The organism is Amycolatopsis sp. NPDC058986, from assembly GCF_042741125.1.
GTDB lineage: Bacteria > Actinomycetota > Actinomycetes > Mycobacteriales > Pseudonocardiaceae > Amycolatopsis.
This window is the reverse complement of sequence record NZ_JBHYJW010000012.1, coordinates 115,333-141,364: the sequence shown is the minus strand read 5'-3', so window position 1 is coordinate 141,364 and position 26,032 is coordinate 115,333. Positions and strand designations below refer to the sequence as shown.

Annotated in this window: 22 protein-coding genes and 1 riboswitch; of the genes, 10 read left to right on the top strand and 12 right to left on the bottom strand. The window is 69.8% G+C overall.

The annotated features are described in order from the left end of the window. Positions 1–135: 135 nt before the first annotated feature. On the top strand, positions 136–402 hold the full coding sequence (locus ACFW0G_RS14095; RefSeq protein ID WP_378325543.1) for a hypothetical protein: 267 nt from the start codon (positions 136–138) through the stop codon (positions 400–402). A 3-nt stretch (positions 403–405) separates the two neighbouring features. Here the strand turns inward: ACFW0G_RS14095 and ACFW0G_RS14090 are convergent, their stop codons facing one another. Beyond that, entirely contained in the window at positions 406–1,293 is an 888-nt protein-coding gene (locus ACFW0G_RS14090; RefSeq protein ID WP_378325542.1) for a LysR family transcriptional regulator, read from the bottom strand. A 79-nt stretch (positions 1,294–1,372) separates the two neighbouring features. Between ACFW0G_RS14090 and ACFW0G_RS14085 the strand changes: the two genes are divergently transcribed. Together ACFW0G_RS14085 and ACFW0G_RS14080 are read left to right on the top strand one after the other, a co-directional pair. Continuing rightward, entirely contained in the window at positions 1,373–2,305 is a 933-nt protein-coding gene (locus ACFW0G_RS14085) for an EamA family transporter (RefSeq protein WP_378325541.1), read from the top strand. Next, positions 2,302–2,934, top strand: coding sequence for an NAD(P)-dependent oxidoreductase (locus tag ACFW0G_RS14080; RefSeq protein ID WP_378325539.1), 633 nt, complete (start codon positions 2,302–2,304; stop codon positions 2,932–2,934). Before ACFW0G_RS14085 ends, ACFW0G_RS14080 begins: the two co-directional genes overlap by 4 nt. On the opposite strand, the gene ACFW0G_RS14075 is transcribed toward ACFW0G_RS14080, so the two are convergent. After that, entirely contained in the window at positions 2,928–3,827 is a 900-nt protein-coding gene (locus ACFW0G_RS14075) for an alpha/beta fold hydrolase (RefSeq protein ID WP_378325538.1), read from the bottom strand. The genes ACFW0G_RS14080 and ACFW0G_RS14075 overlap by 7 nt on opposite strands. Positions 3,828–4,265: 438 nt before the next feature. On the opposite strand from ACFW0G_RS14075, the gene ACFW0G_RS14070 reads away from it, so the two are divergent. Beyond that, the gene (locus ACFW0G_RS14070; RefSeq protein ID WP_378325537.1) at positions 4,266–5,525 is read left to right on the top strand and encodes a DUF222 domain-containing protein; all 1,260 of its coding nucleotides are present in this window, start codon (positions 4,266–4,268) and stop codon (positions 5,523–5,525) included. A gap of 591 nt (positions 5,526–6,116) precedes the next feature. On the opposite strand, the gene ACFW0G_RS14065 is transcribed toward ACFW0G_RS14070, so the two are convergent. Then, on the bottom strand, positions 6,117–6,599 hold the full coding sequence (locus tag ACFW0G_RS14065) for a MarR family winged helix-turn-helix transcriptional regulator (RefSeq protein ID WP_378325536.1): 483 nt from the start codon (positions 6,597–6,599) through the stop codon (positions 6,117–6,119). Between the two features lie 18 nt (positions 6,600–6,617). On the opposite strand from ACFW0G_RS14065, the gene ACFW0G_RS14060 reads away from it, so the two are divergent. Next, on the top strand, positions 6,618–7,553 hold the full coding sequence (locus ACFW0G_RS14060; RefSeq protein ID WP_378325535.1) for an alpha/beta hydrolase: 936 nt from the start codon (positions 6,618–6,620) through the stop codon (positions 7,551–7,553). On the opposite strand, the gene ACFW0G_RS14055 is transcribed toward ACFW0G_RS14060, so the two are convergent. The 4 genes from ACFW0G_RS14055 to ACFW0G_RS14040 are packed head-to-tail and all read right to left on the bottom strand — an operon-like array spanning position 7,548 to position 13,025. Further along, positions 7,548–9,407 carry a dipeptide ABC transporter ATP-binding protein gene (locus ACFW0G_RS14055; protein ID WP_378325534.1) on the bottom strand — a complete coding sequence of 620 codons (1,860 nt, stop codon included), beginning with the start codon at positions 9,405–9,407 and terminating at the stop codon, positions 7,548–7,550. The genes ACFW0G_RS14060 and ACFW0G_RS14055 overlap by 6 nt on opposite strands. Beyond that, positions 9,404–11,080, bottom strand: coding sequence for an ABC transporter substrate-binding protein (locus ACFW0G_RS14050; protein WP_378325533.1), 1,677 nt, complete (start codon positions 11,078–11,080; stop codon positions 9,404–9,406). The genes ACFW0G_RS14055 and ACFW0G_RS14050 overlap by 4 nt, the downstream gene beginning before the upstream one ends. Positions 11,081–11,091: 11 nt before the next feature. After that, a complete protein-coding gene (locus tag ACFW0G_RS14045; RefSeq protein WP_378325532.1) occupies positions 11,092–12,087 on the bottom strand; it encodes an ABC transporter permease in 996 nt (331 codons plus the stop codon). Continuing rightward, positions 12,087–13,025, bottom strand: a complete 939-nt coding sequence (locus ACFW0G_RS14040) for an ABC transporter permease (RefSeq protein ID WP_378325531.1) — start codon at positions 13,023–13,025, stop codon at positions 12,087–12,089. Before ACFW0G_RS14040 ends, ACFW0G_RS14045 begins: the two co-directional genes overlap by 1 nt. A 255-nt stretch (positions 13,026–13,280) precedes the next feature. Between ACFW0G_RS14040 and ACFW0G_RS14035 the strand changes: the two genes are divergently transcribed. Continuing rightward, on the top strand, positions 13,281–13,862 hold the full coding sequence (locus ACFW0G_RS14035; RefSeq protein ID WP_378325530.1) for a GNAT family N-acetyltransferase: 582 nt from the start codon (positions 13,281–13,283) through the stop codon (positions 13,860–13,862). Positions 13,863–13,895: 33 nt separating this feature from the next. On the opposite strand, the gene metH is transcribed toward ACFW0G_RS14035, so the two are convergent. Continuing rightward, positions 13,896–17,510 carry a methionine synthase gene (metH, locus tag ACFW0G_RS14030; protein WP_378325528.1) on the bottom strand — a complete coding sequence of 1,205 codons (3,615 nt, stop codon included), beginning with the start codon at positions 17,508–17,510 and terminating at the stop codon, positions 13,896–13,898. A gap of 14 nt (positions 17,511–17,524) precedes the next feature. Beyond that, a riboswitch (S-adenosyl-L-homocysteine riboswitch) is annotated at positions 17,525–17,602 on the bottom strand. Positions 17,603–17,848: 246 nt separating this feature from the next. Between metH and ACFW0G_RS14025 the strand changes: the two genes are divergently transcribed. After that, a complete protein-coding gene (locus ACFW0G_RS14025) occupies positions 17,849–18,307 on the top strand; it encodes a hypothetical protein (protein ID WP_378325527.1) in 459 nt (152 codons plus the stop codon). A gap of 3 nt (positions 18,308–18,310) precedes the next feature. Here ACFW0G_RS14025 and ACFW0G_RS14020 read toward each other — a convergent pair whose 3' ends face one another. Beyond that, entirely contained in the window at positions 18,311–18,880 is a 570-nt protein-coding gene (locus tag ACFW0G_RS14020; RefSeq protein ID WP_378325526.1) for a TetR/AcrR family transcriptional regulator, read from the bottom strand. A 70-nt stretch (positions 18,881–18,950) separates the two neighbouring features. On the opposite strand from ACFW0G_RS14020, the gene ACFW0G_RS14015 reads away from it, so the two are divergent. Together ACFW0G_RS14015 and ACFW0G_RS14010 are read left to right on the top strand one after the other, a co-directional pair. Beyond that, the gene (locus ACFW0G_RS14015) at positions 18,951–19,445 is read left to right on the top strand and encodes an FBP domain-containing protein (protein ID WP_378325525.1); all 495 of its coding nucleotides are present in this window, start codon (positions 18,951–18,953) and stop codon (positions 19,443–19,445) included. Continuing rightward, complete coding sequence (locus ACFW0G_RS14010) at positions 19,442–20,623, top strand: GDSL-type esterase/lipase family protein (protein WP_378325523.1); 1,182 nt, start codon at positions 19,442–19,444, stop codon at positions 20,621–20,623. The genes ACFW0G_RS14015 and ACFW0G_RS14010 overlap by 4 nt, the downstream gene beginning before the upstream one ends. Positions 20,624–20,683: 60 nt before the next feature. Here the strand turns inward: ACFW0G_RS14010 and ACFW0G_RS14005 are convergent, their stop codons facing one another. From ACFW0G_RS14005 to ACFW0G_RS13995, 3 genes are all read right to left on the bottom strand, one after another. Further along, complete coding sequence (locus ACFW0G_RS14005) at positions 20,684–21,403, bottom strand: S1 family peptidase (protein ID WP_378325522.1); 720 nt, start codon at positions 21,401–21,403, stop codon at positions 20,684–20,686. Between the two features lie 331 nt (positions 21,404–21,734). Continuing rightward, positions 21,735–22,970: a glycoside hydrolase family 18 protein gene (locus ACFW0G_RS14000; protein ID WP_378325521.1), complete on the bottom strand. Its 1,236-nt coding sequence runs from the start codon at positions 22,968–22,970 to the stop codon at positions 21,735–21,737. Positions 22,971–23,074: 104 nt separating this feature from the next. Further along, positions 23,075–24,679: a PucR family transcriptional regulator gene (locus ACFW0G_RS13995; protein WP_378325519.1), complete on the bottom strand. Its 1,605-nt coding sequence runs from the start codon at positions 24,677–24,679 to the stop codon at positions 23,075–23,077. A 166-nt stretch (positions 24,680–24,845) separates the two neighbouring features. Here ACFW0G_RS13995 and ACFW0G_RS13990 point away from each other — a divergent pair, with 166 nt between their 5' ends. Further along, positions 24,846–25,994, top strand: a complete 1,149-nt coding sequence (locus ACFW0G_RS13990) for a hypothetical protein (RefSeq protein WP_378325518.1) — start codon at positions 24,846–24,848, stop codon at positions 25,992–25,994. The last annotated feature ends 38 nt before the right edge of the window (positions 25,995–26,032 follow it).

Here is a 26,032-nt window from a genome sequence, read left to right as displayed (position 1 = left end):
CCGGCGAACAGTTTTTCGCGTACTCCCCCGGATGGCTCAGCCACATCGGAGGGTCCACAGTGGACGACGGACACCCCGCGGGTCGATCCGGGCTATCGTCGAGGTGGACGGACCGGACCGGAAACGGAGCAGACGATGAGCGAGAACGACGCCGGGCCGGCGCTGCCCGCACCCGGCACGCCGGAGGTCCCCGAACCGGACTACACCGAAGCGGGGGTGCCCGGCTTCGACTACGTGCGGGACCGGATCGAGAAGCGGTACACCACCGCGATCGGCTCGACCGAACTCGCCGGGATCGGCGGCGAGGAAACCGCCGAAACGCTGGACAAGAAGATCGCCGACCGGGACGAGGCCGCCAAGGACAAGCTGGCCGAGATCCGCAGGCAGCTGCGCGGCGAGTAGCCCTCAGCCGCCGAGCAGCTCGGCCCGCACCCCCAGCCCGGTGAGGAACGCGGTCGCGGCGGGCGTGCGGCTGAACCTGCTCCACACCAGGTATTCGACGCGGCCCGGCGCGTCGGTCACCGGGACGGTGACGACACCGCTGAGCTGGGGCGCGTAGGTCGACGGGAGCATGGCGACACCGAGTCCCTGCTGGATCAGCCGGGCCATGAGATCCGCGGCGGTCACCTCGAGGGCGACGTCGCGGGTCAGGCCGGCGGCGGCGAAGGCCTGATCGGACTGGGCCCGGCCCGCCGTCCCCGCCGGGAAGTCCACGAACACCTCGGCGGACAGCCGGCGCAGGTCGACGTCCGCTTCCCCGGCGAGCGCGTGCCCCGGCGGGACCACGGCGACAAGGCGATCGCGGGCCAGTTCGTGCGTGTGGACGCCTTCAGGTCGCGCGGTGGTGGGCAGGCCGAGAAGGGCGGCGTCGAGCGTGCCCTGTTTGACCTGCTCGACGAGTTCTTCACTGGCGCCCACCCGCAGGCCGACGCGTACCCGCGGATAGCTTCCGTGGAACTCGCGCAGCACGGCCGGGATGTCCACGGCCGCGACGGTGGGGATCACGCCGACGGTGAGCCGTCCCCGCACCTCGCCGACGGCGGCGGCCACCTCGGCGGCGGCGCGTTCGGCGGCGTCGAGGCACTGGCGGGCCGCGGGCAGGAAGGCAGCCCCCGCCGCGGTCAGCCGCACGCGGCGGCTGGTGCGGTCGAAGAGCCGGGCCCCGAGTTCCCGTTCCAGGCGCGCGATCTGGTGGCTGAGCGCCGACTGGACGACGAGGCAGCGCTCGGCGGCGCGGGTGAAGCTGTTCGTCTCGGCGACGGCGACGACGTACCGCAGATGCTGGAGTTCCACGGATCTATCTTGTATCACGATAGATTCGGTGACAAACATGTGTTGGACTCATCACCGCTGGTCGGCCAAGACTGGACCCATGCGAAACCAGACGATTTCCCCAGCCTCGGGCGGCACGCTCGCCCGTACCGCGATGACCGCGCTCGCCCCGATGGTGTGGGGCACGACCTACGTGGTGACCACCGAATTCCTCCCGCCGGGACATCCGCTGTTCGCCGGGCTGCTGCGCGCACTGCCCGCCGGGCTGATCACGCTGGCGCTCACCAGGACCCTGCCGCACGGCGCCTGGTGGTGGAAGGCTGCCGCGCTCGGCGTGCTGAACATCGGGCTGTTCTTCCCGCTGCTGTTCACCGCGGCCGAACGCCTGCCGGGCGGTGTCGCCGCCACGCTGGGCGCGTCCCAGCCGATGATCGTCGCCGTGCTGGCCGTGCTCATCCTGCGCGAGCGCCCGTCCGGTAGACGGTTCGTCTGGGGCATCGCCGGCGTCGTCGGTGTCGGTCTCGTGGTGATCGGCCCGAACGCGGCGTTCGACGTCGCCGGGATCGTGGCGGGCCTCGGCGGCGCGGCCTCGATGGCGCTCGGGATCACCCTCACCAAACGCTGGGGACGGCCCGACGGTGTCGGTCCGACCGCCTTCGCCGGCTGGCAGCTCACCGCGGGCGGCCTGTTCCTGCTGCCCGTCACGTTCCTCGTCGAGGGCGCGCCACCCGCGATCGACGCGAAGGCCGCCCTCGGCTACCTGTGGCTCGGCCTGATCGGCGGGCTGCTGTCCTACGTGCTGTGGTTCCGGGGCATCACCACGCTGCCGGTCAACTCCGTCGCCGTCCTCGGCCTACTCTCGCCGATGGTCGCCGCGCTGCTCGGCGTGCTCGTGCTCGGCCAGACACTCGGCCCGATCCAGCTCGTGGGCTTCGCGCTCGCCCTCGCCGCGGTCGTCGCGGCACAGCTCTCCCCACGCACCCGCCCGGACGCGCCGGTGCGCGACCTCGTCACGGAAGGGACTGTCCGATGAGGATCGTCGTCATCGGCGCGAGCGGAATGGTCGGTTCGCGCGTCGCAGGGGAAGCCACCCGCCGGGGACACCGGACCACCGTGGTCTTCCGCGGCGAACCACCCGCTTCGCTGCCCGCCGAGGTCACCACCGCGCGAGGCGACGCGACCGACCGCGAGCGCATGCGCGGCCTGTTCACCGGCGCCGACGCGGTCGTCGCGGCGACCCGTCCCGCACCGGGGCACGAAAACCTGGCCGCCCCGACCACGACGGCACTGCTGGACGCGGCCGCGGCGGCAGGCACCCGGCTCCTCGTCGTCGGGGGCGCCGGTCCACTGTGGACACCAGGGCGGCCGGACCTCGCGGTGCTCGACAACCCGGACTACGTGCCCACCGCGTGGCGGGACATCGCGGCGGCCAGCGTCGCGCAGCTGGACGCCTGCCGGGCACATTCCGCGGACTGGGTCTACCTCAGCCCGGCCGCGCTCCTCGAACCCGGGGCCCGCACCGGAACCTACCGGCGCGGCGGCACCACGCTCGTCACGACCGCGGACGGCACGTCCCGGATCTCCGCGGAGGATCTCGCCGTCGCCGTGCTCGACGAACTCGAAAACCCCGGCGAGGACAGGCATTTCACCGTCGGCTACTGAGTTCCGTGCCCCGGAGCCTCTTCGAACGGCACGACCAGGCGGCGGACCTCGGCGGCGATGAGGCCGGGTTCGGTCGCCGGCACCATATGCCCCGATTTCCGGGCGAGGACGTGCCTGCCGCCGGCCGACCGCGTCGCGCGATACTCGTGGGACGCGGTCGCCGCGTCGCGAACCCGCCTGCCCATCCCCGGCGCCGTCAGCGCGCCGGAGATCACCGTGACCGGGATGCCGGGCAGCTCCGGCGGGTTCTCGCGCATCGCCAGCAGATCCGGGACCACCGAGGCCAGTTCGGCGGCACGGGTGCGCATGGTGCCGACGGTGAAACCCTCCGCGCGCATGTCGCGGCGCGCGTCCTCCGGCAGCGCCGCGAGCAGCCCGCGGTAGGCGAACCCGAGCAGCCCGGCACGAGCCAGCGTCGCGCTGACCACCTGTCCGATCTTTTCCGCCCGGCGCATGGCAGGCTGGAAAATGAGGTCACAGGACTCGTCGCTCGGATCGACGAGCACCAGCCCCGAGATCCGGCCGGGCCGCGCCGCCGCGGCGAGCCGCACGATCGGCCCGCCCCAGCTGTGCCCGACAAGGATGAACGGCCCCGTCCCGAGATGATCGAGCACCGCGCCCAGGTCCGCGGCGAGCCTGTCGAGCGATCGCGGTCCCGGATCGGGCGCGCTGCGGCCGAGCCCGCTGCGGTCGTAGACCACCGCGGGGGCCCACTCGGCCACCACCGCCTGAACCGGCGCCCAGTACGACCGGTTCGCGGCGAGGCCACCTTCGAAGACCACCGTCGGCGCATCGGCGTCCACCGGTCCCGGAAGGCGCATGAAGAACAACTCGCGCCCGTCACGGGTCGGCGCGGTTTCGGCGGTTCCCTGGCTGTGCCCCACCTGCTTCACTCCCCCAGCTCCGTCCTCCACTTGCCAGGAGAGGCTAACCTAACCTCCGAAGTCTTGGCGAGTCAGCTCAACGAGGGACGCCGTGGAGGCTTCGAGAGGCGACGAGGGCGTCCCCGGGGGGATCCATACTTGTCTTGAACGCTCCTCCGTTGGGGACGTTGATCGTCCTGAACGGAGCGTTCACGACGTACCTCACTGCGCCGCTCAGACCCCTGTGCACAGGAAGGCACGGCACACAGGGAGTTCATGGTGGCCGAGCAGCCTTCTCAGCTTCGGCAGCTTGCCGTTCGTGCCGCGGCCAGGTCGTCATCGACAGTCGAAATCCTTACACCCCAACAGGATCACTCCACGCAGCCACCGAGTCCCAACCTGGACCGGGAGCAGATTTCACCTGATCGTGTCGAACATATGTTCTAGCTCCTACGGTAGGATGGTGATGTGTCCGAGAACCTGTCCACTCTGGAACCGCCACAGGAGCTGTGGCGGCGATCCGGTCGTGCACTCGCCGACGAAGTGCGTACCCGACTGGAGTCCTTGTGGCGCTTGGACGCTGAACTCGGCCAGTTCCTCGCGGAGATCGAGTCGCGTGGCGTCTCCGAGTTGTACGGGTATGGGTCGACAGCGGCTTGGTTCGCGCACATGGCGCGGATGTCGCGGGGTGAAGCCAAAAAGTACCTCGATCGCGCCCACGGGTTGAACCCCGGTCGCAATATCGACGGTAGCGAACTCCCCGCCACCGCGCCAGCAACCAGAGCCGCCGCCCTCGACGGCGAGATCGGCCCGCACCACAGCGACCGGATCCTCCAGTTCCTCAAGAAGGTTCCTTCCTTTGTGTCCGAAGAGGACAGAAGCAGCGCCGAGAAGATCCTGGTGGAGCTGGCCCGGCACGCCACACCGCAGGAAGTGGTCAAGGCCGCCGACGAGATCCTCGCCCGCATGGACCAGGACGGGAAGCCCCCGAAGGACCCGGATCCGCCGGAGCGCAAGCCCGAGTTGCGGTTGCGGCAACGGAAAGACGGCTGGTTCGACATCGACGGACAGCTCGGCCCCATCACCGGAACCCGCCTCAGCACGATCCTCGACCCGCTGGCCACACCCCGGCCCGCCGGGGAAGACAAATGGCCCGACCTGCGGTCGCCGTCCCAGCGGTACGGGGAAGCCTTCGGCGAGACGATCGCCATGCTCGCCAACGTTCCCGACGTGCCTGGTGGCGACCGCGCCCAACTCCTGGTCACGGTCACGCTGGATGACTTGAAATCGAAGCTGGGTACGGCGTGCCTGGACATGGTCAGCACCATCACCGCCACCGAGGCGCGGATGCTGGCATGCGACTGCCAGGTCATCCCGGCAGTGCTGGGCACCAAGGGCGAACCGCTCGACCTCGGCCGCGCCAAACGACTCGTCACCCCCGCGCTACGCAAAGCGCTGGTCATCCGGGACGGCGGCTGCGCTTTCCCAGGGTGTCATCGCAAACCCCGACATTGCGACGCCCACCACGTGGTCGCGTGGATGAACGGCGGACACACCGTCCTCCGGAATCTCGTGCTGCTCTGCGGCGCGCACCACCGGCTGCTACACAAAGCCGACTGGAAAGTCCGCATCGCCGAAGACGGACTACCCGAATTCATCCCGCCAGATTACGTGGATCCGCTACGCACACCCCGAAGAAACAACCTCCACCAACCCATCTCCAGCTAAGTCCCGTAGCCGTTCCAGACTGGAGAGTCTGGCTCCGGGGCCTGTAAAACGTTCGTTTCACGACCCCAGGATGGGGCCTGCCGCAGAAACGGCAGGCCCCTCCGGCTGCTTCGTCAGCAAAGAAGAACAGAAACCATCAGTCGTAAGCCACCCACAATTCCCAGGCGTCCGAGGGCTCTGACGGCTGGCAGTAGTAGTCGAACCAGGAATCGTCGGCTTTCCCCCTAGCACCGGCATCAAGGCACCGGTCGCGCGTCCCGTATATGGCTCGAAGAACGAACCTCCGCTGTTCAGGAGAATTGGCGCTAACGCTCTGACGGCTCGCCGAGGGGCTGGGCATCGCCTGTGCGCTGGTACCCGCGATGCCGATACAGCTGAGAACCAGAAAAACAGTCACCGCGGCACGTAAAATGGCGCGCGGGCGCAACCGAATGGACTTTTTCACCATGCGCAATCCAATCTTGTGAATTGGTGCTTTTCAACGTGGTGTCGTTGTCCTGGTGCGAGATGGACGACCGCAGTGTATTGAGGTGCCGCCGGGACCGGTCCCGATGCTCGCCACGACACGGCAGCGGTCCGCACCGGCCGCGTTCAACCCGTGGGCATGCCGATCTGGGCACGTTCCAGCGCGGCGCGGAGCCCCGCGAAAGCCCGCGCGACCGCGGACATCGGGGCACCCTCGAGGGCATCGCCGATCAGTTCGGCCAGTCGCTCGGTGAAGGTGCGCTCCGCCGCATCGACCAGCTTCAAGCCGTCGTCGGTCAATGCCAGCAGTGACGACCGGCGATCCGACGGATTCGGCCGCCGGACGGCCCAGCCTTGTTTCTCCAGGCGGTCGACCCCCTTGCTCGTCGCCCCGATGCCGACGGCGAACTCGACGGCGATGTCGGCCACCCGGGAACCGGGATGGTCGCGGAGGTAGCGCAGGAACTCGAACTGCGAGGTGACGATCCCGTGCCGCACCCGAAGACAGTCGTTGAGGTCGTTGTACAGGCGCGTCTCGCATCGGACGAGGTCGGCGAAGAAGCTCGGAAGGTCGGCCGCGGCACCATCGGCCGAGGATTTAGATGCCATGGCATATACTGTAGCGGAATGCACTTCCGAGAGGAGCGCAAGGTGAGCAAGGAACAACGCGCGAAGATCGACGCGATGCTGCGGCAGCCCCGGCCCGAGGGACCTCGATCGGTCAAGGAGATCCGTGCCGGATTCAGAGCACTGATGGCCGGGATGCTCGTCCCGGCCGGGATCCGTACCCGGACCGAGACACTCGGTGACCGGCCCGCGGTGCTCGTCGAACCGGCCGACGACGCGAAGGCCAGGACAACCGCGAAGGCCGGGACGATTCTGTACTTCCACGGCGGCGGTTTCGTGTACGGATCACCCGAGACGGCGATGTCGCTGACGGGGAACCTGGTGGCCAAGACCGGATTCAGGGCCTTCTCACTGGACTACCGGCTCGCTCCCGAACATCCGTTCCCGGCCGCGATCGAGGACACGCTGAGCGCCTACCGCGCACTGCTCGACAGCGGCGAAGATCCTTCGGCCATCGCGTTCGCCGGTGATTCCGCAGGCGGCGGTCTCACCGTCACGACATGCCTCGCCGCCCGTGACGCGGGTTTGCCGCTGCCTGCCGCGATCGTGGCGTTCTCCCCCGGGCTCGACGCCACCAGGACCGGGGAAAGCATGGACACCAAGGCGGATCTCGATCCGCTCCTCACCCGCGAGGGAATGGCCCACACGGGAGCCATGTACCTCGCCGGGGCCGACCCGCACCAGCCACTGCTCAGCCCCGCGATCCTCGCCGACCTGACGGGCTTCCCGCCGATGCTCCTGCAGGCGGGCACGAACGAACTGATCCTGGACGACTCCACCCGCCTGGCCGCGCGCGCCCTCGATGCCGGGGTGGACGTCATCCTCGACATCACCGCCGGCGTGCCCCACGTGTTCCAGTCGTTCACCGGCATCCTGGACGAGGCCGATCAGGCACTGGACCGCGCCGCCCTCTTCCTCACCCAGCACCTGTCATAGGGAGCGCTGTCCGAGTTCGCGCCAGGCCTCGCGGCGGCGGCGCTGCGCGGCGGGGTCGGCGACCGGCGCGGCCGCCAGCAGCCGCTGGGTGTAGGGGTGGACCGGCGCGGTGAGCACCGCCTTCGTCGGGCCCTGTTCGACGACGTGACCGCGGTGCATCACGGCGACCCGCGTGGCGAGTTGCTCGATCACCGCGAGGTCGTGGCTGATGAACAGGCAGGCGAACCCGAATTCGTCCTGCAGCGAGCGCAGCAGTTCGAGGACGCGGGCCTGGATGGTGACGTCGAGGGCGCTGGTCGGTTCGTCGGCCACCAGCAGGTCCGGCCGCAGGGCCAGCGCCCTGGCGATGCAGACCCGCTGACGCTGCCCGCCGGACAGCTCGTGCGGGTACCGGGTGTGCAGCGCGGGCGAGAGCTGGACGGCGTCGAACAGTTCCGCGACGCGTTTGTCCACATCGGACCCGCGCAGGAGGCGGTGCAGCCGGATCGGGGTCGCCACGCTCTCGCCGACCGGCATCCGGGGATTGAGCGCCGACAACGGATCCTGGAAGACCACGCCGATCCGCCGCCGCAGTGCCTTGGCCGCCCGCCCCCGGACGCGGGCGATGTCGGCACCGCCGATCCGGACCGTTCCCGCCGTGGGCGGGATCAGGCCGGTGACGGCGCCGGCGACGGTGCTCTTCCCCGAGCCGGATTCGCCGACCAGCCCGAGGATCTCCCCCGGCTCCACGTGCAGGCTGACGCCGTCGGCGGCGCGGACGGCCAGCGACCGGAAGCGGCCCCGGTAGGTGACGGACAGGTCTTCGACCGTCAGCAGGGGCGAGTCCGCCGGCACGTCGGGGACCGATTGCGTGGCCGGGTGTTCCGCGGCGACGTTACTAATCCGATCAAAAGTAGGCGGATACGGGCCGCAGCCGACCTGCTCGTAGGTACCCGTTTCCGCCGTGACTGTGGTCGAATTAGTAACGAACGGCGCAGTATGTCCCGGCGCGAGCACCGGTTCGGCCGCCAGCGCGCGTTCCACCCCTTCGGTGGCGACCGCGCCGAGGGAGACGACCGAGCCGAGGAGCTGCCGCGTGTAGTCCTCGCGCGGCTCGGTGAAGATCGAGGTGACGTCGTTCTGCTCGACGACCTGGCCGCCGTACATCACCACGACGCGGTCGGCGAGATCCGCGACCACGCCCATGTCGTGGGTGATCAGCAGGATCGCCGTGCCGAGGCGCTGCCCCAGATCCCGCAGCAGTTCGAGGATTTCGGCCTGCACGGTGACGTCCAGTGCCGTGGTCGGCTCGTCGGCGATGAGCAGGCTCGGCTCGTTCGCGACCGCCATCGCGATCACGACCCGCTGCAACTGCCCGCCGGACAACTCGTGCGGGTACGACCGGAATCGTTGCTCCGGCGAGGGAAGCCCGACGAGCCTGAGCAGGTCGATCGCCTTGCGCCTGGCCTCGGCTGGCGAGACCGGCTGGTGCACCCGGATGGCCTCGGCCAGCTGGTCGCCGATCGAGAACACCGGGTTCAGCGCGCTCATGGGTTCCTGGAACACCATGCCGACGTCGTTGCCGCGCACCGCCCGCAGTTCGGCGGGGCTCATCGCGAACAGGTCCCGCCCCGCCAGCAACGCCCGGCCGCTCACCTCCGCGTTCGCCGGGAGCAGGCCCAGCAACGACATCGCGGTGACGGTCTTGCCCGAGCCGGACTCCCCGACCACGGCGACGACTTCACCGGCGGCCACCGTGTAGCGGACCGAGCGCACCGCGCGCGTCGTCCCGAACGAGACCGAGACGTCCTGCAGGTCCAGCAAAGCGGCCTCGCCGACCGGCCGGGCCGACTCGGTCGGCGAGGCCCCGGTCACTGGATCAGCCCGAACTGCCGGTGATCCGCGTAGGCCGGGAACCGGCCGATCACGACGTTGCCGAACTTCGACCCGTGCAGGAACGAGTTGCGGGTGTAGATGAGCGGCACGACCGCCGAATCGGCGAGGATCTTCTTGTCCAGCTCGACCCATTTCTTCGCGGCCGCCGCCGGGTCGATCGTGGCCTGCGCCTCGGTGATCAGCCGATCCACCTCGGGGTTGTTGTACCGCGACTCGTTGTACCCGCCGTTGCCGATTTCGGTCGACTGGAACAGTGGCTGGATGTTGGCGTTGGCGCTCGGGATGTCCGGCTGCCACGAGGTCAGCGTCAGGTCGAAGTCCGAGAGGCCCTTGGTGTCCACTTCGGACGTATAGGTGTCCTCGTCCAGCGCCTTGATGGTGATCTTGATACCCGCCCTGGCGAGCGAGGCCTGGATCGCGGCCGCCTTCTCCGGGAAGCTGTTCTCGTTCTTGGTCGCCAGCACCAGTCCGTCGAGGCCGTTCGGCAGACCCGCCTCCGCCAGCAGCTGCTTGGCCTTCTCCGGATCGCCTTCCGGTTTCGCCGGATACAGGTCGAACTGCTCGCGGCCCGCGATGCCCGGCGTGATCAGCGTGGTCGCGATGTCCCCGGCCAGCCGCGCGCTGCCCGCACTCGCGACCTGGTAGGCGGCCTTGTCCACGGCGTACTGGAAAGCCTTGCGTACCTTGGGATCGGTGAGCTTGCCGCGCTGGGTGTTCAGCGAAAGATAGGCCAGCGCTCCGGATTCCGAGGTGACCAGCCGGGACTTCGCCGAGGCGCTGGCCTGGATCTGCGCCAGCTGGGCGGGCGAGGCGAAGGAGAGACCGAACGCGGCCTGGTCGTTGCCGCTGTCGTCGATCAGCCGCTTGGAGATCACCGTGGTGTCCTGGCCGAGCTGGGTCACGATGGTGTCCGGGTTCGCCTGGCGCGTGTCGTCGGACTTGCGATCCCAGTTCGGGTTGCGGACCAGCCGCGCTTCCTTGCCCCGCTCGTACTTCTCCACCTGGTAGGGCCCGGACGTGATCGGGTGATCGCCGTAGTTCGGCTCGGCGCCCTTGCCCTTCGGCACCGGCGCGAACGCGGGGGTGCTGGCGACCCAGTTCCAGTCACCGTAAGGACGCGAGAGGTGGAAGACGATGGTCTTGTCGTTCGGGGTCTGGATCGTGTCCAGTTCCTTGCCGCCGTCGAAGGGACCCTTGTACGCCAGGCCCGGCGAGAGCAGATCCTTGTGGTAGCTGAGACCACCCGAGAACGGGGCGGCGAACGACCGCTCGAGCCCCCATTTGACGTCCTCGGCCCTGATCGGCGTGCCGTCGCTGTATTTCAGGTTGTCCTTCAGGGTGAACGTCCAGGTCTTGCCACCCTCGCTCGGCGTGCCGGTGTCGGTGGCCAGATCGGGGACGATCGTGGTGTCCTGCCCCGGCGCGACCTTCCACGAGGTCAGCCTGCGGTGCACGAAACTGAGTGCCGAGACCACCAGGTTCGAGCTCTTCGCCGGGTCGTACTGCTGCGAAGGCGCGTCGGACAGCAGATAGATCGTGCCGCCCTGCTTCACGCTCCCGGCCTGGCCCGACGGCTGGTCGTTCGCGCCGCAGGCGGTGAGCGCCGTGGCGGCGACCACCGCCCCGGCGACGACCTTCAGCACGCGTTTCATGGGTTCCCCTCTCAGGTCAGCCGCGCTCGCGGATCGAGCGCGCCGTAGCACAGGTCGACAAGGAAGTTCACGACCGTCACGAGCACGGCGGAGAACAACGTCACGCCGAGCAGGACGGGCAGGTTCATCGAAGCGATGCCGTCGACGAGCAGCCTGCCGACGCCCGCCATGCCGAAGATCCGTTCGGTAATCACGGTTCCGGCGAGCAGCGCGCCGAGGTCCACGCCGAACACGGTGATCACCGGCAGCAGGACGTTGCGCAGCGCGTGCCTGCCGATCACCTTCCGCTCGGTGAGGCCCTTGGCCCGCGCGGTGCGGATGAAGTCCTCGCCCAGCGTCTCCAGCATCTGGCCGCGGGTCAGCCGTGCATAGATCGCGGCGTGCAGGAACGCCAGCACCAGCCACGGCAGCACGAGATGCCAGGCCCATTGCACGGGGTTTTCGGCGATCGGGACGTAGCCGGACTTCGGCACCATGTCCAAAGCGAACGCGAAGATCGTGATACCGATCATCCCCGCGAGATAGGCGGGCATCGACACACCGGCCATCGCGATCCCCATCGTGATCCGGTCCCAGGCCGTGCCACGGCGCAGCGCGGAAAGCACGCCGAGGCCGACGCCGGTGACGATCCAGAGCACCGCGGCCCCTGCCGCGACCGAGAAACTCACCTCGATCCGGCCACCGATCTCGGTCAGTACCGTGACGTTGTTCTGGAAGTCGTAGCCGAAGCACGGCGCCGCGCAGTGGATCGCGGCGGTCCCGGTGCCGAAGGTCCGCCCGGCGAAGATTCCCGCGACGAAGTCGAGGAACTGCCGGTACCACGGCACGTCGAAACCCATGAACTCCTTGGCCAGCGCCAAACTCTCCGGCGAGCACGGCCTGCCGCAGGCCATCCGGGCCGGGTCCGCGGGCAGCAGGTAGAACACCACGAACGTGATGAAGGTGACGATCAGCAGGACGAAAGCCATCCCGGCGAACCGGGTCAGCACGAACCGGGCGGTGCGCATCAGCCCCGTCCTCCCGAGCGCGGGTCGAGGGTGTCACGGATGCCGTCGCCGACGACGTTGAACGCGCACGTGACCAGGAACAGCAACGCACCGGGGAACAGCAGGTACATCGGGTCGGTCTGGAAGTAGTCGATCGCGGTGCTGATGGTGCGGCCCCAGCTCGGGGTCGGCGGCAGGACACCGACGCCGAGGAACGACAACGCCGCCTCGCTGCCGATCATCGACGGGATGCTCAGGCTCGCGACGACGATGATCGGTGCCCACAGATTGGGAAGCAGCTCACGGGAGAACACGTGCCATGGCCCGCCGCCCATCGCCTTCGCCGCCGACACGAAGTCGCGCTTGCCGAGTGTCAGTGCCTGCGCCCGCACGATCCGCGCGACCCGCGGCCAGCCGAACAGTCCCAGCACCACGATCAGCAGCAGCTGCCGGGGGAACTCGACCGGGGCGACCGCGCCCAGCGCGATCATGAAGATCAGGTACGGGAACCCGAGGATCACGTCCGCGGTCCAGGTGACCACGCGGTCCCACCAGCCGCCGAGATAGCCGGCGCTCGCCCCGATCAGCACGCCCAGCAGGGTGGCGAGCACGGTCGCGCCGAGCCCGACCAGCAGCGAGGTCCGCGCGCCGTGGGCGACCAGCGCGAACAGGTCGATACCGGTCAGGGGTTCGACGCCGAACCAGTGCGCCGCGCTGATCCCGCCGAGCGGGCCCGCCGGGAGGCCGGTCGGCCCGAGGTTCCCGATGTCCGGCTGGAGACCCTGCCCCTCGATCAGCGTCAGCAGATCGGCCGCGACGGCCAGGAACACGATCAGCACCACCACGATGGCGCAGACCAGAGTCCAGCGGCCGGCGAGGATCGCGCGCCACAGCGCGGCGGGCACCGAGCGCACCGCCGTCGGCGGAGCGCCCTCGGCGGACGGCAGGGGGTCGGGCACGGCACCTACTCGGGTTCATCTGATCGGGTGACAGACACGGACCCTAGGGAAAGAATCTTCCCGAACCCACTCCCCCAGAGACCGTCCCAGCCGGTGGACATCGTGGTAACGCGCGCTGTCCCAGTAACCGGTACCGGTACCGGCACGGTCAGCGAGCGTAGCGCGTCGCGCGAAGGCACCGGAAGCCCCGAATCACCCGCGGTCGCCGCCTTTTCCGTGGCGGAATCGAGTTGTCCCCGTTGCGATGATCAACGCATGACGCAACCCGTTCTGCACACCCCGCGGCTGAAGCTGGTGCCGCTGGCCGACGAGCATCTCGGCCTGGAGATCGAACTGGACTCCGATCCCGAGGTGATGCGCTATCTCGACGGCCGGGCCTCCTCGCGCGCCGAAGTCGAAGCGGCGCACCGCCGTCGGCTCGCCGCGGCGCTCGAGGTGCCCGGTCTCGGCCTGTGGGCCGGTTTCGACGAGGAGGGGTTCGTCGGCTGGTGGCTCCTGCGCCCGCCCCACGGCCCGGACCAGCCCCAGGTCGACGGCGAGGCCGATCTCGGTTTTCGGCTGCTGCGCCGCCGATGGCGCCGCGGCTACGCCACCGAGGGCGCGCGCGAACTCATCCGCTACGGCTTCGCCGAACTCGGGCTCGACCGCATCTTCGCGCAAACACTGGCCGTCAACACGCCTTCGCGCGCCACCATGACCGCCGCCGGGCTCTCGTTCGTCCGCGCCTTCCCGTGCTCCGGAGGCGACGAGAATCTGGTGCCCGGCACCGCCCAAGGTGAGGTCGAGTACGAAATCACCCGCGCCACATGGCAAAACGGGACCGGCCGGCGCTCCTGAGCCGAACTCGGGAGCCGGCGGAATCCGCAGCGGTCACGAGGACGGTTCGTAGGCGAGATTGGGCCGCAGCCAGTGCTCGATCTCGGCCACATCGAGGCCGCGGCGCCGCGCGTAGTCCTCGATCTGGTCGCGGCCGAGCCGTCCCACGGTGAAGTACCGCGAGTCCGGATGCGCGAAGATCAGCCCGCTGACGCTGGCCGCCGGGGTCATCGCGAACGACGTCGTCAGGCCCATCCCGATGGCTTCGGCGTCGAGCAGTTCGAACAGCTGCCGCTTGAGGCTGTGGTCGGGGCTCGCCGGGTAGCCCAGCGCCGGGCGGATGCCGCGGAACCGTTCGGCGTGCAGGTCTTCGAGCGCGGGTTCGGCGCCGGGCTCGAACCAGTCGCGGCGGGCCTTCAGGTGGAGGTACTCCGCGAACGCTTCCGCGAGCCGGTCGGCCAGCGCTTTCACCATGATCGCGCGGTAGTCGTCGTGCTCGGCCTCGTACGTGGCGGCGAGGTCCTCGGCGCCGTGGATGGCCACCGCGAAGCCGCCGAGATGGTCGCCCTCGGGCGCGACGTAGTCCGAGAGGCAGCGGTTCGGCCGCCCTGCGGGCTTTTCGGTCTGCTGACGCAACATCGGGAACTCGACGCCGTTCCCGAGCAGGATGTCGTCGCCCTTGGCTTGCGCCGGCCAGAAGGCGTAGGCACCCTCGGCCCGGAAAAGCTCCTTCTCGACGATCTCGTCGAGAAGGACGTTCGCCTCGTCGTACAGCTCACGGGCGACCGGCTGGTCCAGGATGGCCGGATACTTGCCCTTCAGTTCCCACGCCAGGAAGAAGAACTGCCAGTCGATCATCTCGCGCAGTTCGGCCAGGCCGGGCCGGACGACCCGCAGCCCGGTGAAAGCGGGCGTCGGGACGTCGTCGAACGAGACACGCTCGGGATTCGCGCGCGCCTGTTCCAGGGTCAGCAGCGGGCGCTGTTGCCGGTTCGCGTGCTGCTCGCGCAGGCGTTCCTGTTCCTCGCGGTTGGCCACCGCGAGGGTCTCGGCGCGCTCGGGGTCGAGCAGATCCGAGACGACGCCCACCACACGCGACGCGTCGAGCACGTGCACGGTCGTCCCGTCGTAGGCCGGGGCGATCCGCACGGCGGTGTGCTGCCGCGAGGTGGTGGCGCCGCCGATCAGCAGCGGCAGCTTCAGCCCGCGCCGCGCCATTTCCGTGGCGACGTTGACCATCTCGTCCAGCGACGGGGTGATCAGCCCGGACAGCCCGACCGCGTCGGCGCCTTCGGCGATCGCGGTGTCGAGGATCTTCCCTGCCGGGACCATCACCCCGAGGTCGATGACCTCGTAGTTGTTGCAGCCCAGCACGACGCCGACGATGTTCTTGCCGATGTCGTGCACGTCGCCCTTCACCGTCGCGAGCACGACCTTTCCGTTGCCGTGCCCGGAAACGACGTTGCCCGCGAGCCGGGCCTGTTCCTTCTCCTCCTCCATGAACGGTTCGAGGTAGGCGACGGAGCGCTTCATCACGCGTGCGCTCTTGACCACCTGCGGCAGGAACATCTTGCCCGAGCCGAACAGGTCGCCGACGATCTTCATCCCGTCCATGAGCGGGCCCTCGATCACTTCAAGGGGACGCGCCATGGCCTGCCGGGCTTCCTCGGTGTCGTCCTCGATGAAGTCGACGATGCCGTGCACGAGCGCGTGCGAGAGCCGCTCCGCCACCGGCGCCTCGCGCCACGACAGATCCACCTCGCGGCGGGTGCCCCGGCCGCTGACCGTCTCGGCGAAGGAAACCAGCCTGTCGGTGGCGTCCGGCCGCCGGTCGAACAGCACGTCCTCGACGAGTTCGAGCAGGTCGGCGGGAATGTCCTGGTAGACCGCGAGCTGCCCGGCGTTGACGATGCCCATGTCCAGCCCGGCCTTCACGGCGTGGAAGAGGAACGCCGAGTGCATCGCCTCGCGCACGACGTTGTTGCCGCGGAAGGAGAACGACAGGTTCGAGATGCCGCCGCTGGTGTGCGCGCCGGGACACCGCTCCTTGATCCGCGGCAGCGCGTCGATGAACGCCTTCGCGTAGCCGTTGTGCTCGGCGATGCCGGTGGCGACCGCGAGCACGTTGGGGTCGAAGATGATGTCCTCGCCCGCGAACCCGGCCTGCTGGGTGAGCAGATCGTAGGCACGGGCGCAGATCTCCACCTTGCGGTCGGCGGTGTCGGCCTGGCCCTGCTCGTCGAAGGCCATGACCACCACGCCGGCGCCGTAGTCACGGATACGCCGCGCCTGCGCCAGGAACTGCTCCTCGCCCTCCTTCAGGCTGATCGAGTTGACGATTCCCTTGCCCTGCACGCATTTGAGCCCGGCTTCCAGGACCGTCCACTTGGAACTGTCGATCATGATCGGGATCCGGGCCACCTCGGGCTCGGTCGCGATCAGGTTCAGGAACGTGGTCATCGCCTGCTCGCTGTCGAGCAGGTCGGCGTCCATGTTGACGTCGAGCACGTTGGCGCCGCCGCGGACCTGCTCCAGCGCGACGTCCACGGCGGCCTGGTGATCGCCGGCCTCGATGAGCTTGCGGAACCGCGCCGAACCGGTGACGTTGGTCCGCTCCCCGATCATCGCGAACCCGGTGTCGTCGCCGATCTCCCACGGTTCGAGACCGCTGAACCGGGTACGCGCCGCCGGTGCCGGGACCGGCCGGGGAGCCGCGCCGCGCACCGCCTTCGCGATCTCGGCGATGTGCTCCGGAGTGGTGCCGCAGCAGCCGCCCACGATGTTCGCCATCCCGGCCGCGGCGAAGTCGCCGAGCAGGCTGCCCGTCTCCCGCGGGGTCTGGTCGTAGCCGCCGAACGCGTTCGGCAGGCCCGCGTTCGGGTGACAGGCGGTGTAGGTGCCCGCGAGCCGGGACAGTTCGGCGATGTGCGGCCGCATCTCCTCGGCACCCAGCGAGCAGTTCACACCGACGACCAGCGGCGCGGCGTGCTCGATCGAGCGCCAGAACGCCTCGACGGTCTGCCCGGACAGCGTGCGGCCGCTCAGGTCCACGATCGTCACGGAGATCCACAGCGGCAGGTGCGGCGCGACCTCGCGGGCAGCCGCGATCGCCGCCTTCGCGTTGAGCGTGTCGAAGATGGTCTCGACGAGCAGCAGATCGACACCGCCGTCGGCCAGCGCCTGGATCTGCTCGGCGTACGAGGCGTACACGTCGTCGAACGACACCGCCCGGTACGCGGGGTCCTCCACCTTCGGGGACAGCGAAAGCGTGACGTTGAGCGGCCCGATCGACCCGGCGACGAACCGGCCGCCGAACTCGTCCGCGGCCTGGCGGGCCAGCTCGGCGGCGCGCAGGTTCATCTCGCGGACCAGCGATTCCATCCCGTAGTCGGCCTGGCCGATGCTGGTCGCGGTGAAGGTGTTGGTGGTGGTGACGTCCGCGCCCGCGGCGAGATACTGGCGGTGCACGTCGAGGACCACGTCCGGCCGGGTGAGATTGAGCAGGTCCGGGTCGCCGGTGACGTCCTTCGGGTGCTCGGTGAACCGGTCGCCGCGGTAGTCGGCCGGGGTCAGCCCCGCGTTCTGGAGCATCGTGCCCCACGCGCCGTCCAGCACCACCACGCGCTGGTCCAGCAGCTCCCGCAATGCCGTCTCGCCCGTCGCGGCCACAGCCCACCTCCCGTTACAGGGAGGCGCCCTTGCGGATGATGGTGCGAGCCGAGCGTGGCGGGCCTTCGCCCGTTGCAGCGCCTCTCGGCCCGGTACCCAGGGTAGTGGGCGACGCAAGCCGCGCGCCAACCTTCCCACTGTTCGCGCGCCACGACACGGCGAGCGCGGAGCGATCATCCGAGTACTGGGAGTACTTCCCGCGACCATCGTGGGCACGGCAGAATGGAACCCTTGTAGCTCTTCTTCTCCAGCGACGATGCTGCCGCCGATTTCCCCTCGAAAAATCCGGCGGACAGTTTCACGCCGTGCCCCCGCTGCCGAACGGAGTGAAACCTGCCATGTTCGTGATCTCCACCCGGGCGATGTACCCCTGGATCGCCGAGGTCGCCGGCAACGCCGTGACCTTCCGCCGCGCCCCGGAGGCCGACCAAGCCCATCCCGAATACCGCCTGCCCCGCGTCTGGAGCGGGCACGGCCTCGCCATGCCGGAGGCCGACCTCCCCGGGTTCGCCATGGCGCTCGCGGAGGTGATGCGGTCGCCGAACTACTGGAACGCGCGCGCCGCCCAGGACGATCCCCGGGTGAACGACACCGAACTGTGGTCGGAGCCCTGGTACGACGTCGACGACGAATTCGTGTACATCAGCGGTCCGTGCGGGCAGGCGGGCGCCGATCCCGGGTACCGGCCCGGCCGTGCCTTCGCGATCTCCCTGCCGCACGTCCGCGGGCTGCGGGTCCGGGTCGCCGCGTACGTCCGCGCCCACGGTGGCCTCCGGCCTGTCGCCCGAACGCACTGAGGTCTACGAGGACGGCCAGTTTCCGAGGACGGTGTCGAGGGCGTCCAGAGCCCGCGCCCACGACGCGTCCGCCCCGCGCGAGGTGTGCCGGAACCCGCCCGCGCGCTCCAAGCTCACATAGCCGTGGAACGTGCTGTGCAGCAGCCGCACCGCGTCCGTCTGGTCGGGCTCGGAAAGCGCGTAGCCGCGCAGGATCGCCCGGGTCAGCTCGGCATGCCTGCGCGCGGCGGCGGGGTCCGCCGACTTCTCGTCGAGGTCGTACTGCATCGCGGCGTACCTCCCCGGATGCTTCTTCGCGTAGTCGCGGTAGGCGTTCGCGAACGCCACAAGCGCCGCCTTCCCCGCCCGCCCCGCCAGCGCGTCGGCGGCCTTGTCGGCGAGTTCGGTCAGCGCCAGCGCCGCCACGCGCGTCTTCAACTCCCGCGCGTTCCTGATGTGCGAGTACAGGCTCGCGTCCTTGACACCGAAGCCGCGTGCGAGCGCGGAGACGGTCACGTTCTCGAAGCCGACTTCGTCGGCCAGGTCCGCCGCCGCCCTGGTCAGGCGTTCGGCGGTCACCCCAGCGCGTGCCATGCGTCGCCCTTTCGTTCCTAGGGTATTAAACCATTTGCCTAGGCACCCTAGGAAGAGTTAGCTTTCCGGTATGAGACCCGTAACCGAGCGCGAGATCCGCGCGTCGTTCGTCAACTGCAGCAAGGGCGAGGCGAAGCGGCTGGCCGTGCCCCGGGATCTCGCCACCTGGCCGTGGGACGACCTGGACTTCCTCGGCTGGCGGGACCCCGCCTCGCCGGACCGCGCCTACCTGGTCACCGAGTCCGGCGACGGACTGGTCGGTGTCGCGTTGCGCCGGGCCACCCCGCCCGCCGGGGTCGCGCGGAGCAACCTCTGCTCCCTGTGCCTGACCACGCATTCGGGCGGTGGCGTTTCGCTGATGACGGCACGCAAGGCGGGCAAGGAGGGGCAGCAGGGCAATTCGGTGGGGTCGTACTTCTGCACCGATCTGGCGTGTTCGCTCTACCTGCGCGGCAAGAAGAAGGTCGCGTCCGGTGAGCGGATCCGCGAATCCCTGACGCTGGAAGAGCAGATCGAACGGGCCAAGACCAAGCTCGCCGCGTTCCTGGCCAAGGTCGCCGCATGACCGGCTGGATCACCACCCCGATCAGCGCGGACCTCGTGTTCGGTGCGCTCGAACTGGAGCGCACCGAACACGGCGTGCTGCCGCATCGGCTGCCCGCGTCGGCGAGGAAGCGCTTTCCCGACGCCTACCTGGCGATGGTGGAGGCCCAGCCGTCCGGCGTGCGGCTGGTCTTCCGCACCAGGGCCACGACCGTGGAACTGGACGTGCTGCCCACCAAGACCAGCTACCAGGGGATGCCCGCGCCGCCGGAGGGCCGGTACGAACTGCTCGTCGACGGCCGTCCGGCGGGCCTGACGAAGGTGCCCGGTGGCAACGTCCACGTCCTCGACATGGCCACCCGGTCCGCGGTCACCCGTCCCGGGGAGCCTGGAACGGCTCGGTTCGCCGGACTGCCGGATCATCTGAAGGACGTCGAGATCTGGTTGCCGCACAACGAGATCACCGAGCTGATCGCGCTGCGCACCGACGCGCCGGTCGAGCAGGCTCCGGATCGCGGCCGCCGGATCTGGTTGCACCACGGCAGTTCGATCAGTCACGGTGCCAACGCCGACGGCCCGACCGCGGCCTGGCCCTCGGTCGCCGCCGCCCGCGCCGGCGTGGACCTGGTCAACCTGAGCCTGCGGGGTAACGCGCTGCTCGATCCGTTCACCGCGCGGGCCATCCGGGACGCGCCCGCGGACCTGATCAGCCTCAAGATCGGCATCAACCTGGTCAACGCCGATCTGCTGCGCCCGCGCGCGTTCGCCCCCGCCGTCCACGGTTTCCTCGACACGATCCGGGACGGGCACCCGGCCACGCCGCTGCTGGTCGTGTCCCCGATCCTGTGTCCCATCCACGAGAACACGCCCGGCCCCGGTGCCCCGGACTTCGACGGCGAGAGGCTCGTCTTCCGGGCCACCGGCGATCCCGGCGACCGGTCCGGACGGCTGACGCTCACCCTCATCCGCGACGAACTCGCCCGCATCGTCGGGGATCGGGTGGCCGACGATCCGAACCTGCACCACCTCGACGGGCTCACGCTGTACGGCGAAGCGGACTCCGCCGAGCTGCCGCTACCGGACCGGCTCCACCCGGACACCGCCACTCACCGCCGGATCGGGGAACGTTTCGCCGACGCGGCCTTCGGCGATAGCGGCCCGTTCGCCACGTCCGTCCACTATGGAGGCCAAATGCCGTGAAGGCCTCCTTACCCGCGTTGAGCGCCGGTAAGGAGGCCTTCACGGACCGGCGGCGGAGAATCACACGCCCGCGACGGACCGGATCCAGTCGCGGTAGCGGGTGATGTTGGTGTAGGCGGTGGTGGAGGAGCGGTCGCTGGTGGACGCGACGCCGACCTGCTTGCCGGAGGCGAACATCGGGCCGCCGGAGTCGCCGCCCGCGGTGATGCCGTCACCGCGGCGGGCGCAGACCGCCACACCGCCGGCGTAGTCGGAGCACGAGACCGACGTGACGCTTACGTTGGCGTACTTGAGATACTGCGACTGGCAGTTGATCTCCTGGCCGCAGCGGCTGGTGGCACCCCAGCCGTACACCTGGACGGACTGCCCGACCCGCACGTCGGAGGACTGGCCGAGCGGCGAGTAGGTGGCGCTCACCGAGCTGGTCAGCTTCACGATCGCGAGGTCGGCCGAGGGGCTCCGGGTGATGGTGGAGCCGGTGGCCATGGTTCCGCCGGAGGTCTGGTCGAGGCTGCCGATCCGGAACGTGTAGGTCCCGGAACCGGCCACGCAGTGCTTGGCGGTCAGGATGTACTGCGGCGCGATGATGGTCGACGTGCAGGTCTGCCTGCCGTTGACGAACAGCCGGGCGGCCCAGGGGCCACTGGTGGCCCGGCTGCCGCCGATGATCATCGGCTCCATGGCGGCGGGGTCGCTCGCCGCGGCGGCGACCGGGGTGGCGACTCCGGCGAGAGCGAGGGCAGCACCGGCCACGGCGAGCCCGAGTCTGATCAGACGCATTTTTCCATCTCGATTCCGCGGCGAAAAGGCCGCACGGGGGAAACGGAGCGGGAAAAAGCATCACTCCCCCGGAAGCCGGGACGGTACCGACGAAGGTCGCAAAACGGGCGAGGACACGACGTTCGTCGCACCGTGCCGAAACGTCCACAGTGGACGTCTCGGGCGGCGGGCTCGCGGGGTGGCGCCGGGGTTTCGGCTTCGGTTGGTGCGAATGGGCGAGGGCCGGGGTCGGCCATCCGGCGGACCCCGGCCCTCGCGTGATCGAGCGCGGAACTCGCGTGATCAGGGGCGTAACTCGCGTGATTGAACGGAGAACTCGCGTGATTGGGGACTAGCGGTCGAGCCAGGGGCCGGTCATCGCGGCCAGCAGGCTGTGCTGCGGGTCGTCGAGGCCGATCTCCCACATCATCATGCCCTTGAGGCCGTTGTTCCTGGCGAACCGGGACCGGTCCTGGATCGAGCGCGGGTTCGCGTAGTTGACCCAGGTCTTCGTCTTCGCGTTCCACAGGTAGGGCGAGCGGACGATCGGGTCCCAGCCCTGGACGAAGTCGGGGTTGCCGATCCACTTCGGACCGACCAGGTCCTTGTAGTTGAGGAACTCGGTGGCGGTGTAGGGCTGGTACAGACCACCGTTCGCGTCCGAGGTGACGGTGAACGAGCGGCCGTAGAACGGCACGCCCAGCACGATCTTGTGCTCCGGCACCCCGTGCGCCTTCATGTATTCCAGCGCGCCGGTGTCGTTGTTGTACCGGTCATTGGGATCGTCCGGGCGCTTCACCAGCGGGTCGTTGAAGCACGACACCGTCGCGTAGCCCGTGCACAGGTCGTAGGTCATCAGGTTGAAGATGTCCACGAGCCCGCCGATGGTCTTGAGGTCGAAGCTCTTCGACTGGTCGTACGGGGCGCCGACGTTCTTGCCGGTGCCGTCGTCCTGGCGGCGGCCCGCCGGGATGTCGATCGAGAGCTTCATGGGCTGACGCCGCCCCGCCTCGCGGGCGTAGCGGTTCATCTGCTGCCGGAACTCGACCAGCAGATGGTTCAGGTTTTCCTTGTCCGCGGGCGAAGAACCGATCTCGGGCAGACCGCCGTACACCGGGAACTCCCAGTCGACGTCGAGGCCGTCCACCAGGCCGGCCGGGAACGAGCGCACCCAGTTGTCGACGCACGAGGACACGAACGCGCGGCGGCTTTCGGCCGTCGCGGCACCCGCGCTGAAGCCCGGCGCGGCCCAGCCCCCGATGGAGACCAGCACGGTCAGCCCGGGATGGGCGCGTTTCACCGCCTGCAGGCTCAGGATGTCCTTGCGCTGCTTGTCGTTCGGCTTGTCGCAGTGGCCGCCCGCCGGCGACGCGAAGAAGTAGCTGATGGTGTTGACCATCTCCCACGGCACCTGATCGGCCGAGGGGGAACCGCCCCAGAACGCTTCGAGCACCGGCTTGCGCGACGCCGCTTCGGCGTCAGCCTGCGCGTCCGCGCTCGCGGCCGCCGGTGCCAGCGACAACGCCGTCGCCACGGCCGCGCCGAGCGCGATCGCGGCCCTCCGCGCGCGCCCCCAGGTGAGTTTCATGCGGTGACCTTCCCGAAGAACTACGTCATGAATGGTTTGGACCAATACCTGTCCATGTCTAACGCGCGGGGGCGCAAAAGTAAAGATTCCGTTGCCGGGAAGGCTCAACGCGGCCGCAGGTCCCGGAGACGGAACTCGAGTTCGGCGAGAAAGCGCGTCTCGGGGTCCGTGACATCGAAGCCGGTGAGTTCGTGGATGCGGCGCAACCGGTTCCGGAAGGTGTTGGGGTGCACGTGAACGCGGTCCGCCGCGCGTTTCACGTCCCCGAAGAGATCCAGGTAGGCCCGGAGTGTCGGCACGAGTTCCGTGCGCTGTCCGGCGTCGTGCCCGGCGAGCACGTCGACCGGGCCGCGCAGGCGATGCCCCGCGCGGGCCAGCGCCCGCACGGACGCCGACAGCGCGAACGTCGCCTGGATGTCGGTGAACGTGGCGACCCCTGGGGCGGACGGATGGTCCGCCAGTGTGCGCAGCACGAGGTCGGCCTCCTCCTTCGCGGCCGCCACCTCGTCGGGTGAGGACGCGACGCTCCCGATGGCCAGCACGAGGTCGCCATCCCGCCCCGCCCGGCGCGCGAATCCTTCGGCGAGCCGTTTCGTCCCGGCGAGCGCGGCGGCCGCGGTCATCGAGGACGGCCACGGCAGCAGCGCGCAGGCGGCGTTGCCGTCGAACGTGGTGACCGCGCGGGGATGGCCGATCGCCAGGTGCAGTGTCAGCGGGTCGAGCACGCGGCGGCGTTCGGCCCAGGACTCGTCCGGCTCGACCGCGGCCGCCGACCGCGCCACCAGGACCGTCAGCTTCGCGGTCCGGACACCGAGCCGCTGGGCGGCGTCGTCCGGGTCGGCACCGTGCAGGAGCGCGGAGACCAGATCGGTCGTGGCGGGCCGCTCCCCCTTGCCGTGCCTGCGCAGAAAGGCCGCGACCGCACCGGCGACGGCGGTGAAGTCGGCGCTGCGTTCGGGACCGAACGGTTCCCCGGTCGTCGTCGCCCAGAGGTAGCCGAGGAGTTCGCCGCCGAAGCGGACGGCGACCGCCATCCTCGGCTTCGCGTGCGACGACGCGGGCCCGAGGAACAACGGCTCGTCCGACGCGGCCAGGCGCGCGAAATCGCCACGGGCCTCCAGCGCGTCGACGAGCCAGCCGGGCGCACGCCGTTCGAGGATCCCGGTCACCCGTTCCTGATCGGCCTCGTCCTGCCTGCCCGACCACGCGAGCACCGCGAGCGCGGTGTCCTCCAGCACGATCGGCGCGTCCAGCAGCACGGAAGCCGCGTCCAGCAAGGCGAACAGGTCGTCGGCGGGCGGCCCGTCCGCGGTGTCCGGCCGGGCGGGCGACCACGCGGTGGCCACAGCGCGCACGTCGTCCGCCAGCCGGGTCCAGTCGGCGCCCGCCGCGAGTTCGAGCACCGTCGTGCCGTGCTCGCGGGCCGCCCGGAGCAGCGCGTCGCCCGCCGGGACCGGGGCCCGGCAGACGATCGCGGGATGCCCGGCCGAGGCCACCGCGGCGAGCAGTTCCGGCAGGTCGTCCGCGGTGACACCGGGGGCCAGCAGCAGGCTGCCCGGCCGGGACGGGCCGGCGGGATCGTGGATGGCCACCTCGCGGATCGCCCGTCCGCCGCCCCCGTCCACGACGAGCCGGAGCACCGAGCGGCCCAGCGCGTCGACGATTTCGACCGCGGTCGGATGCGCTGCGACGTCGCGCGGTGTGGACACGTCTCTCCTCGTTTCGGGCCCGGCCAGCGGTTTCCCAGCATCCGGACCGGGCTGTGCCGATCACACTGCCACATCGGCCGAGAGTGTGCCGGTACCCGTTCCCCCGGCGGCGGCGCGGCGGAGATGCTGGGGTGGACGACGGATGACGACCAGGAAAGGACCGGCGATGACCGAGACGATCACGCGGCCCGTCGGGCGGGACCTCGCGTCCTACGACATCGACGCCGAACGCGGGTTCGTCCCCGGCACCGATCCGGTGCCCGCGCTCGCGCCGCGCTACCGGCCGTGGGAACGGATCGCCCGCGACCTCGGCCCCCTGATCATGACCGGCAGGCTGCGGGACACGGTCGACGCCCTGCCGCAGCTCTCGCCCGACGACCTCGACAGCCCCGGCGAGCGCGAACGCGCGTTCCTCCTGCTGTCGTGCCTCGGCAACGCGTACATGTGGGCGGAATCCCGTGCCGCCGAACGCTTTCCGGCGGCGCTGGCCGTTCCGTGGTGCACGCTGGCCGAGGCGCTCGGCCGCCCGCCGGTCCTCGCGCACTACTCCGCCGTGGTCAACAACTGGCGGCGGCTCGCGCCGGACGAACCGCTGAGCCTGACCAACATCGACACGCAGGTGACCTTCCTCGGCGGTGTCGACGAGAAGTGGTTCTACCTGGCCACCGTCGGGGTCGAACTCGCCGGGGCGCCCGCGCTGCCGCTGCTCCTCGCGGCACAGCACGCTGTCGCGGCCGACGACGCGGACCGCCTCACCGCGGCGCTGCGCGCGCTCGAACCGATCATCGCCACCACCACCGGCGCGTTCCTCGCCATGGAGAAGTGGTGTGATCCGCACGTCTTCTACCACCGGGTCCGCCCGTTCCTCGCCGGCTGGGCCGCCCCGGGTGTCGTCTACGAAGGTGTCTGGGACGAGCCGCGGACGATGACCGGCGCGAGCGCCGCGCAGAGTTCCCTCATCCAGGCCTTCGACGCCGGGCTGGGCATCCCGCACCCGCACGAGCGGACCGGGGTGTTCCTGCGCGGGATGCGCGAGCACATGCCGGTCCCCCACCGCCGGTTCCTCACCGACCTCGAAGCGGGACCGTCGGTGCACGGCTACGCCGCGCGCCGTCGTGACCGTCCACAGTTGACGGACGCCTACAACGCCTGCGTGCGCGCGGTGAGCGAGCTGCGGGCCCAGCACATCGGGCTGACCGGCCGGTACATCGGCCGGTTCGAGCGGTCCGGGACGGCGAAGGGCACCGGCGGCACCGACTTCGTGCGGTTGCTGGTGGACGCCCGCGAGGAGACCCGCGCCAGGGAACTGGACTGACCGTGGCGTATACCGGAGACACGCTCCCGTCCGAGAGG

Bases quoted from the DNA above. Each gene is read 5' to 3' on its own strand.
- ACFW0G_RS14095 (WP_378325543.1), top strand. From the start codon at position 136: ATGAGCGAGAACGACGCCGGGCCGGCGCTGCCCGCACCCGGCACGCCG.
- ACFW0G_RS14010 (WP_378325523.1), top strand. From the start codon at position 19,442: ATGACCGGCTGGATCACCACCCCGATCAGCGCGGACCTCGTGTTCGGT.
- ACFW0G_RS14005 (WP_378325522.1), bottom strand. From the start codon at position 21,403: ATGCGTCTGATCAGACTCGGGCTCGCCGTGGCCGGTGCTGCCCTCGCT.
- ACFW0G_RS14020 (WP_378325526.1), bottom strand. From the start codon at position 18,880: ATGGCACGCGCTGGGGTGACCGCCGAACGCCTGACCAGGGCGGCGGCG.
- ACFW0G_RS14065 (WP_378325536.1), bottom strand. From the start codon at position 6,599: ATGGCATCTAAATCCTCGGCCGATGGTGCCGCGGCCGACCTTCCGAGC.
- ACFW0G_RS14035 (WP_378325530.1), top strand. From the start codon at position 13,281: ATGACGCAACCCGTTCTGCACACCCCGCGGCTGAAGCTGGTGCCGCTG.
- ACFW0G_RS14045 (WP_378325532.1), bottom strand. From the start codon at position 12,087: ATGCGCACCGCCCGGTTCGTGCTGACCCGGTTCGCCGGGATGGCTTTC.
- ACFW0G_RS14025 (WP_378325527.1), top strand. From the start codon at position 17,849: ATGTTCGTGATCTCCACCCGGGCGATGTACCCCTGGATCGCCGAGGTC.
- ACFW0G_RS14015 (WP_378325525.1), top strand. From the start codon at position 18,951: ATGAGACCCGTAACCGAGCGCGAGATCCGCGCGTCGTTCGTCAACTGC.
- ACFW0G_RS14085 (WP_378325541.1), top strand. From the start codon at position 1,373: ATGCGAAACCAGACGATTTCCCCAGCCTCGGGCGGCACGCTCGCCCGT.
- ACFW0G_RS13990 (WP_378325518.1), top strand. From the start codon at position 24,846: ATGACCGAGACGATCACGCGGCCCGTCGGGCGGGACCTCGCGTCCTAC.
- ACFW0G_RS14000 (WP_378325521.1), bottom strand. From the start codon at position 22,970: ATGAAACTCACCTGGGGGCGCGCGCGGAGGGCCGCGATCGCGCTCGGC.
- ACFW0G_RS14050 (WP_378325533.1), bottom strand. From the start codon at position 11,080: ATGAAACGCGTGCTGAAGGTCGTCGCCGGGGCGGTGGTCGCCGCCACG.
- ACFW0G_RS14080 (WP_378325539.1), top strand. From the start codon at position 2,302: ATGAGGATCGTCGTCATCGGCGCGAGCGGAATGGTCGGTTCGCGCGTC.
- ACFW0G_RS14060 (WP_378325535.1), top strand. From the start codon at position 6,618: ATGCACTTCCGAGAGGAGCGCAAGGTGAGCAAGGAACAACGCGCGAAG.